At 53.5% G+C, this 18319-nt stretch carries 17 protein-coding genes; 8 read left to right on the top strand and 9 right to left on the bottom strand.

The window, feature by feature from the left end; genetic code table 11:
• The 4 genes from mrdA to ACLJQD_RS17070 all read right to left on the bottom strand — a co-directional run bounded on the left by mrdA (window position 1) and on the right by ACLJQD_RS17070 (window position 3658).
• Window positions 1-1902 (bottom strand): peptidoglycan DD-transpeptidase MrdA, encoded by a 1902-nt coding sequence (gene mrdA / locus ACLJQD_RS17085; protein ID WP_000828700.1) that lies wholly within the window; start codon window positions 1900-1902, stop codon window positions 1-3.
• A gap of 30 nt (window positions 1903-1932) precedes the next feature.
• Window positions 1933-2400 (bottom strand): 23S rRNA (pseudouridine(1915)-N(3))-methyltransferase RlmH, encoded by a 468-nt coding sequence (gene rlmH, locus ACLJQD_RS17080; protein ID WP_410967627.1) that lies wholly within the window; start codon window positions 2398-2400, stop codon window positions 1933-1935.
• A gap of 3 nt (window positions 2401-2403) precedes the next feature.
• Window positions 2404-2721, bottom strand: coding sequence for a ribosome silencing factor (rsfS, locus tag ACLJQD_RS17075; RefSeq protein WP_001161670.1), 318 nt, complete (start codon window positions 2719-2721; stop codon window positions 2404-2406).
• A gap of 328 nt (window positions 2722-3049) precedes the next feature.
• Complete coding sequence (locus tag ACLJQD_RS17070) at window positions 3050-3658, bottom strand: adenosylcobalamin/alpha-ribazole phosphatase (protein WP_001241922.1); 609 nt, start codon at window positions 3656-3658, stop codon at window positions 3050-3052.
• Between the two features lie 96 nt (window positions 3659-3754).
• Between ACLJQD_RS17070 and cobD the strand changes: the two genes are divergently transcribed.
• A complete protein-coding gene (cobD, locus tag ACLJQD_RS17065; protein ID WP_017441661.1) occupies window positions 3755-4849 on the top strand; it encodes a threonine-phosphate decarboxylase CobD in 1095 nt (364 codons plus the stop codon).
• On the opposite strand, the gene nadD is transcribed toward cobD, so the two are convergent.
• Genes nadD through leuS form a run of 4 tightly spaced genes read right to left on the bottom strand, consistent with a single transcriptional unit; the run spans window position 4824 to window position 9685 of the window.
• Window positions 4824-5465: a nicotinate-nucleotide adenylyltransferase gene (gene nadD, locus ACLJQD_RS17060; protein ID WP_001518902.1), complete on the bottom strand. Its 642-nt coding sequence runs from the start codon at window positions 5463-5465 to the stop codon at window positions 4824-4826. The two genes, cobD and nadD, sit on opposite strands and share 26 nt — an antisense overlap.
• A gap of 1 nt (window position 5466) precedes the next feature.
• Entirely contained in the window at window positions 5467-6498 is a 1032-nt protein-coding gene (gene holA, locus ACLJQD_RS17055) for a DNA polymerase III subunit delta (protein WP_000620491.1), read from the bottom strand.
• Entirely contained in the window at window positions 6498-7088 is a 591-nt protein-coding gene (gene lptE, locus ACLJQD_RS17050; protein ID WP_017441662.1) for an LPS assembly lipoprotein LptE, read from the bottom strand. Before lptE ends, holA begins: the two co-directional genes overlap by 1 nt.
• A gap of 14 nt (window positions 7089-7102) precedes the next feature.
• Window positions 7103-9685 (bottom strand): leucine--tRNA ligase, encoded by a 2583-nt coding sequence (gene leuS, locus ACLJQD_RS17045; protein ID WP_001157917.1) that lies wholly within the window; start codon window positions 9683-9685, stop codon window positions 7103-7105.
• 236 nt (window positions 9686-9921) lie between these two features.
• Between leuS and ACLJQD_RS17040 the strand changes: the two genes are divergently transcribed.
• The 5 genes from ACLJQD_RS17040 to ACLJQD_RS17020 all read left to right on the top strand — a co-directional run bounded on the left by ACLJQD_RS17040 (window position 9922) and on the right by ACLJQD_RS17020 (window position 15017).
• Window positions 9922-10263: a UxaA family hydrolase gene (locus ACLJQD_RS17040; protein WP_001574029.1), complete on the top strand. Its 342-nt coding sequence runs from the start codon at window positions 9922-9924 to the stop codon at window positions 10261-10263.
• A gap of 16 nt (window positions 10264-10279) precedes the next feature.
• The gene (locus ACLJQD_RS17035; protein ID WP_023242766.1) at window positions 10280-11452 is read left to right on the top strand and encodes a UxaA family hydrolase; all 1173 of its coding nucleotides are present in this window, start codon (window positions 10280-10282) and stop codon (window positions 11450-11452) included.
• Between the two features lie 49 nt (window positions 11453-11501).
• The gene (locus ACLJQD_RS17030; protein WP_000694477.1) at window positions 11502-12455 is read left to right on the top strand and encodes a 2-keto-3-deoxygluconate permease; all 954 of its coding nucleotides are present in this window, start codon (window positions 11502-11504) and stop codon (window positions 12453-12455) included.
• A gap of 67 nt (window positions 12456-12522) precedes the next feature.
• Window positions 12523-14451 (top strand): sigma-54 interaction domain-containing protein, encoded by a 1929-nt coding sequence (locus ACLJQD_RS17025; protein WP_017441664.1) that lies wholly within the window; start codon window positions 12523-12525, stop codon window positions 14449-14451.
• Window positions 14452-14543: 92 nt separating this feature from the next.
• The gene (locus ACLJQD_RS17020) at window positions 14544-15017 is read left to right on the top strand and encodes a zinc ribbon-containing protein (RefSeq protein ID WP_001044885.1); all 474 of its coding nucleotides are present in this window, start codon (window positions 14544-14546) and stop codon (window positions 15015-15017) included.
• Window positions 15018-15055: 38 nt separating this feature from the next.
• Here the strand turns inward: ACLJQD_RS17020 and ACLJQD_RS17015 are convergent, their stop codons facing one another.
• Window positions 15056-16051, bottom strand: coding sequence for a tetratricopeptide repeat protein (locus ACLJQD_RS17015; RefSeq protein WP_001016627.1), 996 nt, complete (start codon window positions 16049-16051; stop codon window positions 15056-15058).
• A gap of 124 nt (window positions 16052-16175) precedes the next feature.
• On the opposite strand from ACLJQD_RS17015, the gene ACLJQD_RS17010 reads away from it, so the two are divergent.
• Both ACLJQD_RS17010 and ACLJQD_RS17005 read left to right on the top strand, forming a co-directional pair.
• Complete coding sequence (locus ACLJQD_RS17010; protein ID WP_001534204.1) at window positions 16176-16883, top strand: DUF1266 domain-containing protein; 708 nt, start codon at window positions 16176-16178, stop codon at window positions 16881-16883.
• Window positions 16880-18313 carry a J domain-containing protein gene (locus ACLJQD_RS17005; RefSeq protein WP_017441665.1) on the top strand — a complete coding sequence of 478 codons (1434 nt, stop codon included), beginning with the start codon at window positions 16880-16882 and terminating at the stop codon, window positions 18311-18313. Before ACLJQD_RS17010 ends, ACLJQD_RS17005 begins: the two co-directional genes overlap by 4 nt.
• Window positions 18314-18319 lie beyond the last annotated feature (6 nt).

Genomic DNA, 18319 nt, shown 5'->3' with positions numbered 1-18319 from the left:
TTATTGGTCCTCCGCCGCTGCAACCACCGGGTTTTCCGCAGGCAAATGGGTGTTGTTGTCGCCCAGCATGATGTGATCAAGGATTTGGCGCATGATCGTGCCTACTGCCGGGCCTGCGCCGCCGTTTTCAAGGATGATCGCGACGGCGACCTGGGGATTGTTATACGGCGCAAAGGCGGTCATCAATTTATGGTCGCGCAGGCGCTCGGCGATTTTATGCGCATTGTACGTTTCGTTGGCCTTCAGGCCAAAGACCTGCGCGGTGCCCGACTTCGCCGCGATTTTATAGGGCGCGCTGGCAAAATATTTATGCGCCGTGCCGTTAGGGCGGTTGGCGACGCCATACATGCCATCTTTCGCAATTTCCCAGTAGCCGGAGTGAATATCGCCCACCGGCGGCTCATGCGGCTGTACCCACGGCACCTGTTTACCGTTTTCCGCGGTGCTCATTAACAGGTGCGGGACTTTAACTACACCGTCGTTAATAAGGATCATCAGCGCCTTACTCATCTGAATTGGCGTCGCTGTCCAGTAACCCTGGCCGATGCCCACCGGAATCGTATCGCCCTGATACCACGGTTTTTTAAAGCGTTTCTGTTTCCACTCGCGGGTCGGCATATTACCAGAGCGCTCTTCTGCGAGATCAATTCCGGTATAGTGACCATAGCCGAACTTACCCATCCATTCCGACAGGCGATCGATCCCCATGTCATAGGCCACCTGATAGAAGAAGGTATCTGCCGACTCTTCAAGGGATTTGGTGATATTCAGATGCCCGTGGCCCCATTTTTTCCAGTCGCGGTAGCGTTTCTCAGACCCCGGCAACTGCCACCAGCCAGGGTCGAAAAGACTGGTGTTACGGGTGATGACGCCAGCGCTTAACGCCGATACGGCGACGTAAGGCTTAACGGTAGAAGCGGGTGGGTAGACACCCTGAGTCGCGCGGTTCACTAATGGCGTGTTCGGGTCGTTAAGCAGCCCGGAGTAATCTTTGCTGGAGATGCCGTCCACGAAAAGGTTAGGGTCGTAACTTGGCATGGAGACCAGCGATAGCACGCCGCCGGTACGCGGATCGGTGACAATCACCGCCGCGCGACTGCCTGCCAGCAGCGTTTCAATATACTGCTGGAGCTTGAGATCCAGCGTCAGGTAGATATCGTGTCCGGCCTGCGGCGGCACCTCTTTAAGCTGGCGAATAACGCGGCCGCGGTTGTTGACTTCAACCTCTTCATAACCGGTTTGCCCATGCAGAATATCTTCATAGTAGCGCTCAATGCCCAGCTTGCCGATGTCATGAGTGGCGGCGTAGTTCGCCAGTTTGTTTTCTCTGTCGAGACGCTCGACGTCTTTATCATTGATTTTCGATACGTAGCCGATAACGTGGGTCAGCGCCGATCCGTATGGATAATAGCGGCGTTTATAGCCTTTGACTTCGACGCCCGGAAAACGGTACTGGTTGACAGCAAAGCGCGCGACCTGAACTTCCGTCAGGTTTGTTTTCACCGGAATAGAAGTAAAGCGATGGGATCGGGCGCGCTCTTTTTTAAAGGCGGCGATATCGTCGTCGTTTAAATCGACCACACTGCGTAGCGCATCCAGCGTTTGCTGAACGTTATCCACCTTTTCCGGCATCATTTCAATCTGATAGATAGTGCGGTTCAGCGCAAGGGGAATGCCGTTACGGTCGTAGATTATCCCGCGGCTTGGCGCAATTGGCACCAGCTTGATACGGTTTTCGTTCGAGCGGGTCTGGTAATCGGTAAAACGGAGAATTTGCAGATTATACAAATTGGCGATCAGTACGCCGGTCAGCAGCAAAATACCCAAAAAGGCGACCAGCGCCCGACGCACAAACAGTGCGGACTCAGCCGTATAGTCACGAAAAGAATTTTGTCGTTTCATCCGCTGCTTAATCTTCTCAAGACTTCACGATCACTCACGGTGATAAGGGTGGTTGGTTGTGATGCTCCACGCCCGGTACAAACTCTCCGCAACCAGAACCCGAACCAGCGGGTGAGGGAGCGTTAACGCCGAGAGCGACCAGCTCTGTTCCGCTGCCGCTTTGCAGGCGGCAGATAATCCTTCCGGGCCGCCAATCAGCAAACTGACGTCGCGCCCGTCCTGTTTCCAGCGCTCCAGCTCGTTGGCTAACTGCGGCGTATCCCACGGCTTGCCTGGAATATCCAGGGTAACAATGCGATTCTTACCGGCGGCGGCCAGCATCTGCTCGCCCTCTTTGTCGAGAATGCGTTTGATATCCGCGTTCTTGCCGCGTTTGCCCGCAGGGATTTCGATCAGCTCAAAGGGCATATCTTTCGGAAAACGACGCAGATATTCCGTAAATCCCGTTTGAACCCAGTCGGGCATCTTCGTGCCGACAGCGACAAGTTGCAGCTTCACGCATTAACTCCAGAGTTTTTCCAGTTCATACAGGCGGCGACTTTCTTCCTGCATGACATGCACAATCACATCGCCCAGATCGACGACAATCCAGTCAGCCGCATTTTCGCCTTCGACGCCCAACGGCAGCATACCGGCCGCGCGCGACGACTGCACCACGTGGTCGGCAATAGACATAACGTGACGGCTGGAGGTGCCGGTACAAATAATCATACAGTCGGTGATACTGGATTTACCCTGAACATCTAAGGCGATGATGTCCTGACCTTTCAGGTCATCAATTTTGTCGATAACAAAATCCTGGAGTGCTTTACCCTGCAAGTTTTCCCCCTGGGTGAATAATTGCGTTATAACGATAGAAAAAAGGCCAACAGGCTGGACCGGTAAGGCGTTGCGAGTTAACGCTAACCTTCCGGCGGGACGCCGTGTAGTATACCTGAATCAGCGGCGATACCGGGACTTATGTCGCCGGATCGGCGTTTAAAACCAGATTATCATCCCATCCCACGTCACAGAAAGCATCGCCATTTTTGTAAAACAATTTCTGCAAAGCTCTGCAAGGTGAAAAAAGCCTGGCTGCGGAGAATAACAGCCTGTCGGGGGCTGTCAATGGGCGAAACCGCTGCGGCGAGAAAAAACGGAAAATTCATCACTCAGGCCGCCAGACGGCACGACTATTTAATACTTTCAGGGTGGCGAACCCTTCGCATATGTCGATTGCGCTCCAGCATCCCTGTTCTACCCGGAAATGCCATAGCGAGGCGGCGGGCATTGCGAGCAGACGGGCAATCAACAGGCTGAGTACGCCCTGATGGCTGACGATCAGCAGGTTCTGGCAATCGCTGAACGCGTCGAGTCGCGAGATAAAGCGCTCTACGCGCCGGGTAAAAGCCTGAAAACCCTCGCCATTGGTCGGAACCGCATTCTGCCAGTCCGTACACCAGGCGGCATAGCTTTCGGCATCTTCATGGGTGAGGTCGCGGTGATGGCGCATTTCCCAGTCGCCGAAGTACATCTCATTAAGCTCAGGTAAGATGTGTTGCGGCACATCCCGGCCCTCCAGTACGAGCCGGGCGGTATGGCGCGCGCGCTCCAGCTCGCTGCATAACACCCGGTCAAATGGCGCGTGGCGCAATAAAGTATGTAGCGTTTTCGCCTGGCCAATCCCTTTTTCCGTTAACGGCGTGGGAGCATGTCCGCTATACAACCCGGCGACATTGGCCTCGGTTTCGCCATGACGCACCAGCCACAATCGCATGGTATTCCTCATGAGGTTAAATGCGCAAAACATGATAATGCCCCTGATTGCGCAACGTTTTTTTCACTAAAATAGCGTTTTTTGGCCGGAGGCATAATGGCGTTATTCAACAGCGCGCATGGCGGTAATATTCGGGAAGCCGCGACGGTGTTGGGCATCTCGCCTGACCAGTTACTGGATTTTAGCGCAAACATTAATCCGCTGGGTATGCCTGTCAGCGTGAAACGCGCGCTTATCGACAATCTGGACTGCATTGAGCGCTACCCGGACGCCGATTATTTTCATTTGCACCAGGCGCTGGCGCGTCATCATCAGGTGCCGGCATCGTGGATACTGGCGGGAAATGGCGAGACGGAGTCAATCTTTACCGTGGCGAGCGGTCTTAAACCGCGTCGTGCAATGATTGTCACGCCAGGTTTCGCGGAGTATGGCCGGGCGCTGGCGCAAAGTGGCTGTGAAATTCGTCGCTGGTCTCTACGCGAAGCGGATGGCTGGCAGCTTACCGATGCCATTCTCGAGGCGTTGACGCCCGATCTGGACTGCCTGTTTCTGTGTACGCCCAATAATCCTACCGGCCTGCTGCCGGAGCGGCAGTTATTACAGGCCATTGTCGATCGCTGCAAGTCGCTGAACATTAACCTGATCCTGGATGAAGCGTTTATCGATTTTATTCCGCATGAGACGGGCTTTATTCCTGCTCTTAAAGATAATCCGCATATCTGGGTGCTGCGTTCGCTGACCAAATTTTATGCCATTCCCGGCCTGCGGTTGGGATATCTCGTCAATAGCGATGACGCGGCGGTGGCGCGGATGCGTCGCCAACAAATGCCGTGGTCGGTTAACGCGCTGGCGGCGCTTGCCGGTGAGGTAGCGTTACAGGATAGCGCCTGGCAACAGGCGACCTGGCATTGGTTACGGGAGGAGGGCGCCCGGTTTTATCAGGCGCTTTGTCAGCTCCCCCTGCTGACGGTCTATCCCGGGCGGGCAAACTATCTGTTGTTACGCTGTGAGCGAGAGGATATTGACCTGCAGCGGCGGTTGCTGACGCAGCGGATTTTAATTCGTAGCTGCGCTAACTACCCGGGGCTGGACAGCCGCTATTATCGTGTGGCGATACGCAGCGCTGCGCAAAACGAGCGTCTGCTGGCGGCGCTGCGCAATGTGCTTACCGGTATAACCCCTGCTGATTGATGTAGTTCAGCACGTTTTCCGGCAACAGATCGTCGCAGGATTCGCCTTTTTCCAGCCGTTCGCGGATGAGGGTTGCGGAGATATTGAGCCAGGGCGTTTCCGCCAGGTAAATTTTACCGGCTGGCAACTGGTGTAGATCGTCCGGCGTATGGGTCAGATGTTGTTCCAGCCACTGCTGGTGTTGCGCCTGCGTCATTTCAAGGGGATAGCCCGGACGACGACAAACGATCAGGTGAGTGTTATCAAGGATGGTGTCGTAATCATGCCAGGTGGGGAAGTTAAGCAGCGAGTCCTGGCCGATAATAAACGCCAGCGGCGCTTCGGGACCCTGTTCTTCGCGCCATGCTTTCAGCGTTTGCGCAGTGTAAGAGGGCGCGTTTCGCTGTAGCTCGCGTTCATCCAGCGTAAAAAGCGGCTTATCGGCGATAGCCAGCTCCAGCATATATTTACGCTGCGCGCTGGAGGCTTCCGGCTGGGGGCGATGCGGCGGCACATTGTTAGGCATAATAATCACCCGCGATAAGCCGATCAGATTCGCCAGCGTCTCAACAGGTTTAAGATGTCCATAATGCACTGGATCAAAGGTGCCGCCGAATAAAGCCTGTAACGATTTCATATCACCCATCAATAAATACGTCTGCCAGCGCCTTATGGCAGAGCAGGAGCGACAGCCCTTCAAGATCTGCCCATACCGACTGACCATAATCCTGTTTGAGCGTAATTTCTGTACGCGTCAGTAACTGCACGGCCTGGCGAAGCTGCGCAGGATGGAGACGCTGCAACGCGTCGCCGATCATGGGGCGACGGTTTTGCCAGACCCGGTGTTTATCAAACAGCGCGCGTAACGGCGTATGCGCGGACTGACGTTTGAGATTTACCAGTAGCAGCAGCTCTCGCTGGAGGGTGCGCAGCAGAATAACCGGTTCGCTGCCTTCAAGGCGTAGCTGTTGCAGGATATGCAGCGCGCGTTTGCTTTTCCCCATCAGTAACGCATCCACCCAGTGGAAAGGGGTAAAGTGGGCGGCGTCATTGACGGCCTGCTCCACGCGAGGAAGCGTTAACTTACCGTCAGGCCAAAGCAGCGACAGTCGTTCCAGCGCCTGCGCCAGCGCCAACAGATTGCCCTCATAGCAATAGCACAGCAGTTGGTTCGCGGCGTCATCCAGTTGCAAATTCTGTGCTTTCGCTCTGGCGGCCACCCAGCGGGGAAGCTGCGCCTGCTCCGGCGTCTGACAACTGACCTGAACGCTACGGTCTGCCAGTGCGGTATACCAGGCGGCGTTTTCCTGCGCTTTGGTGAGCTTGTTTCCGCGTACTATTAATAACAGGTCGTCATGCAGCAGCTCGCTCAGCGTGGCGAGTTGCTCATTCATTGCCGCGTTAGGCCCGTTTTCCGGCAGTTGCAGCACCAGCGTTTGACGGCTGGCGAACAGGCTCATCGCCTGGCAGAGTGAGAAAAGCGATCCCCAGTCGGTACTGGGATCGAGAGTAAAAGCGTGGTGCTCTTCGAAGCCTTGCGACGCAGCCGCCAGACGAATAGCGTCCTGACTTTCCTGCAGCAGCAGCGGATCGTTGCCCAATAGCAGATATGCCGCACGCAGCCCTTCGTTGAGCTGCGCGCGGAGTTGTTCAGGATACAACCTGATCATTAGTTACTCAGCGTAGTGGAGACGCGTGCTGGCGTAGAGGCGGGCGCCGCCATCTCATTGTCGGCGGTAGCCTCCTCTTTCGTCGCCTGAATATCCGCCGCGCGGACGCTGGTCAGCTTACGAATCAGCTGTTCAGCGGCTTTGTCGTACATCTCCTGAACGATCATGGCCTGCTCGTTATCCTTCGCCAACGCCATCTGCGGGTTATCGAAGAACGAACGGTACACTTTCGTGCTGATAGGATAGATGTCATGGCCCGGAATCAATACCGAGGCATTGACGGTCATCACCATCTGATATTCCGCCGTCTGGCCGTCCTGGAACACTGACGCCGTATCCTGCGAAATAGTCACCGTTCCAAGCCGCAGAGACGGAACGTCTTTGCGCGTTGTGTCTTTATCAAGCAGGTTTACGTTATTCAGCCGTAACTGATTACGTACCGCACGACTTAGCGGACCGTTCGGATCGCCGGAATCGAGGATCATCGTTTTCATTGAAGCCGGAACCTGCGTAGTGCTACGCAGATGCCAGCCGCATCCGGCGGTGACCAGCACCGCCAGAGATAACAACAGTGTTACCAGATATCGCACGCTTCCTCCCGCGCTTAGCCAACAACCAGATTGAGGAGTTTACCCGGAACGTAAATCACTTTACGCACGGTAACGCCATCAAGATATTTTGCCACCAGATGTTCCTGGCCTGCACGTTCACGCACCTGTTCTTCGGTGGCATTCACCGCAACGGTGATCTTACCGCGAACTTTACCGTTAACCTGCACGACAACCAGCGTGGTGTTTTCCACCATTGCCTGCTCGTCGGCAACCGGCCACGGCGCGTTGTCGATATCGCCTTCGCCACCCAGTTCCTGCCACAAGGTAAAGCAGACGTGCGGGGTGAACGGGTTAAGCATACGCACGACGGCCTGCAGCGCTTCCTGAAGCAGTGCGCGGTCTTGTTCGCCTTCCTGCGGGGCTTTCGCCAGTTTGTTCATCAACTCCATGATCGCCGCAATGGCGGTGTTGAACGTCTGACGGCGGCCGATATCATCGGTCACTTTGGCAATGGTTTTATGCACATCGCGACGCAGCGCTTTTTGATCTTCGCTCAGCGCATCGACGTTCAGCGCCGCGACAGGACCTTTAGCGGTGTGTTCGTAAACCAGCTTCCAGACGCGTTTAATAAAGCGGTTTGCGCCTTCTACGCCGGACTCCTGCCATTCCAGAGTCATATCCGCCGGAGAAGCGAACATCATAAACAGGCGTACCGTGTCCGCGCCATAACGTTCAACCATTACCTGCGGGTCGATACCGTTATTTTTCGACTTGGACATTTTACTCATGCCAGTGTAGACCAGCTCATGACCCGCTGCGTCTTTTGCTTTGACGATGCGGCCTTTTTCATCGCGCTCGACGATAGCGTCAACTGGCGAAACCCAGTTACGTTCGCCGTTCTCGCCGACATAATAGAACGCATCCGCCAGCACCATGCCCTGACACAGCAACTGCTTAGCCGGCTCGTCAGAGGTGACCATGCCCGCATCGCGCATCAGCTTATGGAAGAAGCGGAAGTAGAGCAGGTGCATGATGGCATGTTCAATACCGCCGATGTAGATGTCGACCGGCAGCCAGTAGTTTGCCGCTTTCGAATCCAGCATTCCTTCCTGATACTGCGGGCAGGTGTAACGCGCGTAGTACCATGACGATTCCATAAAGGTGTCGAAGGTGTCGGTTTCACGCAGCGCCGGCATACCGTTAACGGTGGTTTTCGCCCACTCAGGATCGGCTTTAATCGGGCTGGTGATGCCGTCCATGACGACGTCTTCCGGCAAAATAACCGGTAGTTGATCTTCCGGCGTCGGCAGCACGGTGCCGTCTTCCAGGGTGACCATCGGGATCGGCGCGCCCCAGTAACGCTGACGGGAAACGCCCCAGTCACGCAGACGGTAGTTCACTTTACGTTCGCCGACGCCTTTTTCCGCCAGTTTATCGGCAATGGCGTTAAACGCCGCTTCAAAGGCCAGGCCGTCGAACTCGCCGGAGTTAAACAGCACGCCTTTTTCGGTCAACGCCTGTTCGGAAAGATCCGGCTCGGAACCGTCAGCGGCCAGAATTACCGGCTTGATGGTCAAACCATATTTGGAGGCAAATTCGTAGTCGCGCTGATCGTGACCCGGAACGGCCATCACCGCGCCAGTGCCGTACTCCATCAGGACAAAGTTTGCCGCCCAGACCGGGATCTCTTCGCCAGTTAACGGATGAATCGCTTTATAGCCGGTGTCGACGCCTTTTTTCTCCATGGTCGCCATTTCGGCTTCGGCCACTTTGGTGTTACGGCATTCGTCGATGAACGCCGCCAGCTCGGCGTTGTTCGCCGCCGCTTTTTGCGCCAGCGGATGACCGGCGGCCACCGCCAGGTAAGTGGCGCCCATAAAGGTATCCGGACGGGTGGTATAGACGGTCAGGGTGTTATCGTAACCCTTCACATCGAAGGTGATTTCCACGCCTTCAGAGCGACCAATCCAGTTGCGCTGCATCGTTTTTACGGTATCAGGCCAGTGGTCCAGCTTATCCAGATCGCGCAACAGCTCGTCTGCGTAAGCGGTGATTTTGATAAACCACTGTGGGATCTCTTTACGCTCAACTTTGGTGTCGCAACGCCAGCAGCAGCCGTCGATCACCTGTTCGTTGGCGAGAACGGTCTGATCGTTCGGGCACCAGTTAACGGCAGAAGTCTTCTTGTACACCAGGCCTTTTTTATACAGCTCGGTGAAGAATTTCTGTTCCCAACGGTAGTATTCCGGGGTGCAGGTCGCGATTTCACGGCTCCAGTCATAGCCAAAACCCAGCGTTTTGAGCTGGTTTTTCATGTACGCGATGTTGTCGTACGTCCACGGCGCCGGCGCGGTGTTGTTCTTCACCGCCGCGCCTTCCGCCGGCAGGCCGAAGGCGTCCCAGCCGATTGGCTGCAGCACGTTTTTGCCCAGCATACGCTGGTAGCGGGCAACCACGTCGCCGATGGTGTAGTTACGTACGTGGCCCATGTGTAGTCGGCCAGAAGGATAGGGAAGCATCGACAGGCAGTAATACTTCTCTTTGCTCTCGTCTTCGGTCACTTCAAATGTGCGCTTCTCATCCCAGTGAAGCTGTACTTTGGATTCTATCTCTTCCGGGCGGTATTGCTCTTGCATGGCAGCCAGTAGTCCTGTTTTCGATACAGCTACAAATGTAGCTTTAGAGGTGGTGTTTAGATCCGCATAGCATAGCCCAAACACGCACGTCAAAACAGGGGGTAGAACATTTGTCGCGCCAGGTGTTCATGAGGAGGTGACGCAAAATGCGACACGACTGAGGCAAATTACCGCAGTTCCTGTCATCGCCAGATCGGCCTGTAAAAATAAAGTCATATAAACCATGCAGTTAAAAAATGGCACGCCTTTTGATTAGGGAAGACAGGACTAAAGCAAAGGAGTTAATCGTGAAAAAAAATGCAGTGGTGATTCACCCTCAGGATTGCGTCGCGACGGCTATTACGGCGCTCAAGGCCGGCGAAACCGCCACAATGTTCATTGGCGAACGCGAGATAAGCGTTGTGTTACATCAGGATGTGCCATTTGGCCACAAATTCGCCATCTGCGATGTGCCTTTTCATGGCGAAGTTTATAAATATGGCGAATCCATTGGCCGCGCCACTCAGGAAATAAAAAGTGGCGACTATGTGCACGTCCACAATGTGGAAAGCGAACGCGGACGTGGTGACTGGAAATAATATAAAACAAGGGAAAATGATTATGAGCAATGAGACTTTTTTGGGTTTCCGCCGCCCTGACGGCCGTTTTGGCATCCGTAATTATGTACTGATTTTACCTACCAGCGTTTGTGCGAATAAAGTTGCCCAGGATATTGCCCGGCAGGTAAAAGGCGCGACATGGGTGAATAACGATTTTGGCTGCTGCCAGGTGGCAGGCGATGCGCGTCTGACGGAAAAGACATTGATTAATGTGGCGAATAATCCCAACGTCGGCGCTATTGTGGTTGTGGGCTTAGGCTGTGAAGGCGCGGAGCCGCTACGCATCGCAGAGGAGATTACCGCATTTGGCAAACCGACCTCCTGCATCACCATTCAGGAAGAGGGCGGCACGCTTAAATGTCAGGCCAGGGGGATTTCGCTGGCCCGCGACTATGCGCAACAACTCTCCATGCAAAAACCGCAGCAAGCACCGGTTAGCGAGCTGCTGCTGGCGATGGAGTGCGGCGGGTCAGATACGACATCGGGGCTGGCGTCTAACCCTTCCTGCGGGGTCGCCTCGGATAAGCTGATACGCTGTGGCGGAAGCTCAATTCTTTCTGAAACGACGGAATTTATTGGCGCCGAGCATGTGATGGCGAAACGCGCGGTGACGCCGGAGGTTGGTCAACAGCTTATTGATTTAGTGGTCGGCTGCGAGGCGCGAGCAAAAGCGCTGGGCGAGGATATTCGCGGGGGACAGCCGACGCCGGGCAATATTAAAGGCGGGTTGACTACCATTGAAGAAAAATCGTTAGGCTGTATGCATAAAGCGGGTCATGCGCCGCTACAGGGCGTACTGGAATATGCCGATAACCCAACGCATCCTGGCCTGTGGATTATGGATACCCCGGGGCAGGATATTGAATCTATTTCCGGCATGGTGGCGGGTGGAGCGCAGATCGTTATTTTTACTACCGGTCGCGGAACGCCTGCCGGTAACCCAATAGCGCCGGTAATAAAAATTACGGGTAATAAAGCAACGTGGGAAATGATGCAGGACAATATTGATATTGATGTGTCCGCCATTATGTCTGGCGAGGCTTCTATTACACAAATGGGCGAGGAAATTTATCAGGAAATTTTACGCGTCGCGAACGGGAAAACGACTAAATCAGAAGATTTAGGTCATAACGAATTCTCTATTTATAAGATCGCGCCGACGTTCTGATACCAAATCGGGCAGCACAAGCTGTCCGGTTATCTCCTGGGAATAAGCTATGAAAATTAAAAAAACACTGGAACGTTTTCCTGGTGGTATGATGGTTGTACCGCTGATCATCGGCGCATTGTTTAAAACTTTTGCGCCGGAGGCGCTGGAAATAGGCGGTTTTGTCACCTCTATTTCGCATGGCGCAATGGCGATTTTAGGCATGTTTTTAGTCTGTATGGGCGCAGATATCCAGTTTAAAGCCGCGCCGAAAGCGTTGAAAAAAGGCGCTGCGATCACCTTTGCGAAATTTGCCAGCGGCGTGATTATTGGCATTCTGGTCGGAAAATTTTGCGGCCCGGATGGGTTATTAGGTCTGTCGGCTTTAGCGATTATTTCGGCGATGACCAACTCGAACAGTGGGTTATATGCCGCGTTGGTGGGGGAGTACGGCGATGAAACCGACGGCGGCGCGATTGCGGTAATATCGTTGAACGATGGTCCCTTTTTCACCATGCTGGCGTTAGGGTCGGCAGGCATGGTGTCGATACCCTTTATGAATCTGGTGGCGGTTATTATTCCCATTATCATTGGCATGATTTTGGGCAATCTGGATGAGGACATGCGCAAGTTTCTTAAACAGGGCAGCGTGGTAACGATTCCCTTTTTTGCCTTTGGGTTAGGATACGGTATTGATTTCGCAAGACTTATCACGGCAGGTTCTTCAGGCATTTTACTGGGACTCATGACGGTGGCGATTGGCGGATTTTTTAATATTTTCGCCGATCGTCTGACGGGAGGCAGCGGCGTGGCAGGCGCGGCGGTATCCACCACCTCTGGCAACGCCGTCGCGACGCCAGCGGCAATCGCGCTGCTCGATCCGCATTTTACTGACCTGGCGTCGACGGCGGCGGCGCAGGTGGCGGCCTCGACGATTATTACCGCTCTGTGCGCCCCCTTCCTGACCGTATGGATAAAAAAACGCTACGATCGTAAACTGAACCCAGCCGCCGCAGGCGGTTAGCGTTTCGGCGGAAAATAAATCACGACGGGCGGTCTCGCCCGTTCATAAACCAACAGGATGGTGAGTGATGAATAAGACGAAAGATATAGCCGCATCTCCTCTCTGTTTTGTCTCTCCTTATCCGCAACTGGCAAAGGCTGCCGAGGCGCTGGTCGCGCAGTTGGATTACGCCGTCACTATTCATCAAACGACGCTTAATCGTATCCTGGATGAGCTACCTTTATTAGAGTCTCGTGGGCACCAGGTACTGATTAGTCGTGGCGGCTGTGCGGAAATATTAAAAAAGCACAGTAAATTACCGGTAGTCGAAATTAAAATGTCCGGCTACGACATTCTTGATGCGCTTATCCCTTTTAAAGGACAAAAAGGCACTGTCGGTATTGTCGGTTTTTCCAGTGTGATCAAAGGATGCGCGCGCGTAGCGGAACAGTTAAATATTAACTATAAAATTTTTACCTTACAGGGAAATGATAAAGAAACGATTTCTTGCCTGAAGCGGCAATTAGCGTCCACGCCATTAGATTGCATTGTTGGCGATACCGTTTGTCAGGATTATTTTTCACCGCTGGGCTCGCAATTCCGTTTACTTGATTCCAGCCCTGCCTCAATAACCGAAGCTCTGGAAGAAGCCCGCTCATTATATCTGGCTTTTCGCAGCCAATTACTCGAGCGTCATCATCTGCAGCTGATTCTCGATCAGTTTGATAAAGCTGTTATCACGCTTGATGATACCGGCGCGTTACTGCATTACAATAAATATGCGAGCCAACTTTTTAAAATTAACGCCTCCGGTGAAATTTATGACGCGTCTTTCCTGAAACAGGTATTGCTCCAGGAGCGGCATACATTACGCGAGGGAAAAACCGTCAGCGCGAAAGTCGTCGATACGCCGCAAGGCGCGATGGTGGTTAATCTGTATCCGGTATTTGCGGCCAGACAGTTAAGCCGGGTGGTGTTGACGATGCAAACCGTCTCCAGTTTACAGGGGGCGGAACATCATGTTCGCCGCCAGGAACTGTCTCGCCGCGGCTTGAGCGCCCGCTATCATTTCGACGATCTGCTTACCGAAAACCCGGAAATGCTGCGTCGTCTGGCGATCATTAAAAATTATGCCGGTACGGACGCGACTATCTTAATTAATGGCGAAAGCGGGACGGGGAAAGAGGTGTTGGCGCAAAGTATTCATAATGCCAGCCAACGCGTCAACGGCCCGTTTGTCGCCATTAACTGCGGCGCGATGGCCCCTCAGATTCTGGAGAGCGAACTCTTTGGCTATGTCGCCGGCGCATTTACCGGCGCGTCGCCGAAAGGCAAAATAGGCCTGTTTGAATTAGCGCATCACGGTACCATTTTTCTGGATGAGATTAGCGAACTGGATAAACCGCTACAGACGCGCTTATTACGGGTATTGCAGGAGCGGCAGATTATGCGGCTGGGCTCAGACCAGATGATACCTGTTGATATTCGCGTGATTGCGGCGACCAATCAGACGTTAACGAAGCTCATTGCGGACGGGACATTTCGCGAAGATCTTTACTATCGGCTTAACGTATTAAAAGTGACCACCATCCCGCTACGCAAACGTCCGGAGGATATCAAAGCCATCGGCCTGTCGCTGCTTACCAGTTTCAGCCAGCATTATAAACGCCCGGCACTAACGTTAACCCCGGCGCTGTGGCAAGAGCTTCAGCGCTTCGCCTGGCCCGGAAACGTCAGGCAGTTAAGCAATATTATCGAACGGCTGGTGCTCTCTATTGATCACTCCCCGGCAACGCTGGATGAGGGCCGCCTCTTGCTGGACGATCTGGAAGAGGGGAGCCGACGCGAGCCAACTACCTGCCACGACTGCCAGATGCTGGCTGGCGATTATAAAACGATTCGCCTGCGTATTTTGAGAAAATTATTAGAGGCGGAAAGGGATAATAAATCGTTAGTGGCGAAACGGTTAAATGTCGATCGTACCTCGCTGACGCGCTGGATACGCGAGTCGGCCTGACAAGAATTTACAGACTCTGTGGGCAGCCTTGCAAAGCGTAACGCAAATAACGTCTATTATTATAGGCAGTTAACGATCCAAGAGGTGAAGTGATGAACAAGGTTGCTCAATATTACCGTGAACTGGTGGCCTCATTAAGCGAGCGTTTACGCAATGGCGAGCGCGACATTGATGCGCTGGTGGAGCAGGCGCGCCAGCGCGTGATGCAAACAGGGGAGTTAACGCGAACCGAGGTGGACGAACTGACGCGCGCTGTCAGACGCGATCTGGAAGAGTTCGCCATGAGCTACGAAGAGAGCCAGGAAGATAGCGTCTTCTTGCGGGTGATTAAAGAGAGTCTCTGGCAGGAACTGGCGGATATTACCGACAAAACCCAGCTGGAATGGCGTGAAGTCTTCCAGGATTTGAATCACCACGGCGTGTATCACAGTGGCGAAGTGGTGGGGTTGGGGAATCTGGTGTGCGAGAAATGCCACTATCATCTGGCGGTTTACACGCCGGATGTGCTGCCGCTCTGCCCGAAGTGTGGGCACGATCAGTTCCAGCGCAGGCCGTTTGAGCCGTAAGGTTCATTATCGTGAGCGGACGGTTGCCGTCCGCCATGTTAAGCGTGCAGTTGGGCTTCCAGTTTGCGGATCTCTTCGTCGACGTTCCATTTGCCCGTGGGCTGTGCTTTTTTGAACCAGTAGAGCGCTTGTTGTAGGTCTTGTGCGGTACCGTATCCATCTCTGTACATGCATCCGAGGTTGTACCAGCCCGATGAATTGTTACATTCTGCTGATTTGTGGAACCATTCCAGTGCTAGCGAATAATTTTGCTCGACGCCATGACCGCATTTGTACATCCAGCCGATACTGTTATAGGCATCATCGTCACCCTGGTCTGCCGCTTTTCGAAACCAGTATATTGCCTGCTGGTAATCTTGTTTGATACCTTTTCCGATGTAATAACAATAGCCCATCTGATATTGCGAGTAGCTGCTCTCTTGTAGCGCGCTCTTCTTGTACCAAAGGGCGGCAAGGGATAAATTTTTCCGACATCCTTTCCCATTGCCATACATATACGCCAGTCTTTCCTGGCTGGCGCAATGGCCTTGTAATGCTGCCTGTTTAAACCAGTAGAGTGCCTGTGTATCATTTTGCTCTACGCCAGTTCCTGAATGATACATTCTCCCGAGATTATATTGCGCAAGGTTGTGGCTCTGTTCTGCTCCTTTGCGATACCAGGCAACGGCCTGGGCATAATCTGGAGCCATCCCGGTTTCTCCTTCCTGAACCCAGCCTAATGTGTTGAAAGCGTGTCGGTGTCCTTGCTGTGCGGCTTTTTCTGACCAGAATAAAGCCAGCGTATTATCTTTCATGTCGGTAGGCGTGTCTTTGTATCGTAAGCCGAGCCAATATTGCGCCTCGCAATGCCCTTGCTCGGCCGCCTGCTGTAGCCAATAAAAAGAGAGCTTATCCTCTTCGCTGCCATCTATACGTTCGTCATTATATAAACGGCCTAATATATATTGAGCTTCACTATTTCCTGACTGCGCCAGTTCGGTTAATTGTGCTAAAGATACGTTGTCGCAGGGATGACTGGTTATGGAATGATTCATTTTTTAATTTATCCCGCCATTGTTTTTTAGATTAATAATATATTGCGATTTGTCTTTGTTGTACTCTATTTTAGTTTTCAATTGCGTTTTTATTTGTGGTGTGAATATATTTTGGCGATTTATTATGGATAAAGAATCACAATATTTACTCTTTGCACTTTCCTCGCCGATGGAAGTATTGAACGAGGACTGTTTACCTTCACATTCGTCACCGAAAATGTATTTAGGTGTAAAACGTTTCGATCTTGAATCGTCGTGGGGTATTGAAAATCGCGATGAACTGCTTCAGACCATTTCCCGCATGACGGATGACGGTCATGCCACACAACTGGAATGGCTATATCGCCGCTGGTTTAGGTATGCGCCGCAGGAGTGGCAGGAGTATACCGACGCGCTGGATGAGGGAGATCGCATTTATGCCCGATTCGTCGCTGATACCGCCGTGTGTTGCGGCGAAGGTGGTATTCGTAGCTGGGATTATGTGCGGATGGGGTTTCTCTGCCGCATGGGCGTGCTCAATGAATGGCTGACGGAAGAGGAGAGCCTGTGGCTGCAGTCGCGGATACAGCTTCGTGCGCTCAGCTATTATTCCGGCTGGTTGCAATATTTCAGCGCTTATTACACCGGGCGTTTGTACTGGCAGTTACGGAATGGCGATAACCTACCGTTGCTACGCGAGACATTCGCCCGTAAGGAGTTTGATGACGCGGGGCGACGTATGATGAATAAGCTGATCGCCGGGAAGGACAGTTTTTACGCCACGCTGCCGTGGCGCTACCTGCCCCATTACCCTGAATGCCCGGACACGCTTCAGGAGGTGAGCGATCTATGAAAACCTGTTGGCAAGTCCTTGGCATTGAGGCCACCACGGATACCGACGCCATTCGTCAGGCTTATCTGGCGCTGCTGCCGTCATTTCATCCGGAAACCGATCCGCAGGGTTTTAAGCAATTGCGAGAAGCCTATGAGAATGCATTGCAGGGGACAACATCGCCCGCCATTACGGTGGTTGATGAGGATCCCGATACCCCGTGGGTGAATTATCTCAGGGAGATATTCGGTGATTTGCTGGCGGATGGCGAACGGCGATTTCAGCCGCAGGCATGGCAGGAGTTTATCCAACAGATCAATAAATTATCGATTTCACAGGTCGAAAAATCGCGCTGGTGGCTGTGCGCTATCGCGATGAAGACCTTTCCTGTTTCGTACTCGTGTCTGAAACTGCTGTCAGATCGCCTGGCCTGGGAACAGGGGAGTGATAATCGAGATGTCGATGCCGAGGAGGTGGAGGATCTTTTGTTTGAAATCCGCCGTGGCGACCTGTTTGATTATTCGCTATTGCTGCATTTGCCAGTGGCGGTACAAAACCAGACCATTGCTTTTTATGATGCCCTGGACAACACCTTTTTCGAGCATCCTCTCTATTTCGCCCAACTTATGGCCCAGCACGGCCCGTGGATTATCCCGGACAATCTACGCTTTCAACGACGCTTGTTACGCTGGTTCAGCACCCTGCATCTTGGCGTCGCGGAGCTGCTGCCCGTCGCCCTGACATGGCAGGAAGCCGAACCCGATAGCCAGACGCCGGGTTATTACTACTTAGCCCAGCGCGTATTCTGCGGTGAAGGCGATAGCCTGCTGCCAGAACTTTACGCGCAGTGGTGGGCGCATCCTTCTACCCAGCTTGACGATCTGTTGCTGCGTTGGTGCCGTCAGCATCGACCGGACTTTTTCCCGCTGCTGGTGATGGCGGTTGAGACGCGCGAGCAGGTCGATATCGATGGCGAACCGCTGCTGTATATTCCCGGCTCCAGCGCCCGTTCCTGCTTGCTGTGGGCCGAGGCGCTGCACAGCGGCGCATTATCGCCGCTAAGCGAAAGTTTTATTGCGCGGCGTTTGAATTATGGCGCGCCAGCGGTGAGTGAGGCGCATAGCCAGCATCCATACTGGCTGTTGTATCAGGTGGCGGATAGCCTGGCGTGCGCCGAGGAGCCGTCAGCGGCATTGTTACAGAGTCTGGTAACGAAGCTTGATGCGCCGGATATCTGTCCGCTGGAAGCGCTGGTTATTCGCGGGTTGCTGGGGCGGGCTGCGGCTGTCGCCACACCGTGTGAAGCTGTAGTCGCAGATGAAGAACCGGTGACGACGGTGACTTCGCCGAGTACGGAGGAATCTGGCGGCGGCTTTGGCCTCTGGCAGGTGATTAAAATCATTTTATTTATTGGCGTTGTCGGCCATGTATTACGCCAGTTTATGCATTAGGGATAT

Origin of the sequence: Salmonella sp. SAL04214 (assembly GCF_046550615.1) — a bacterium.
Classification (GTDB): Bacteria; Pseudomonadota; Gammaproteobacteria; order Enterobacterales; family Enterobacteriaceae; genus Salmonella; species Salmonella enterica.
Note: the sequence above shows the minus strand (reverse complement) of the source record. Positions and strands in the feature narration are given on the sequence as shown.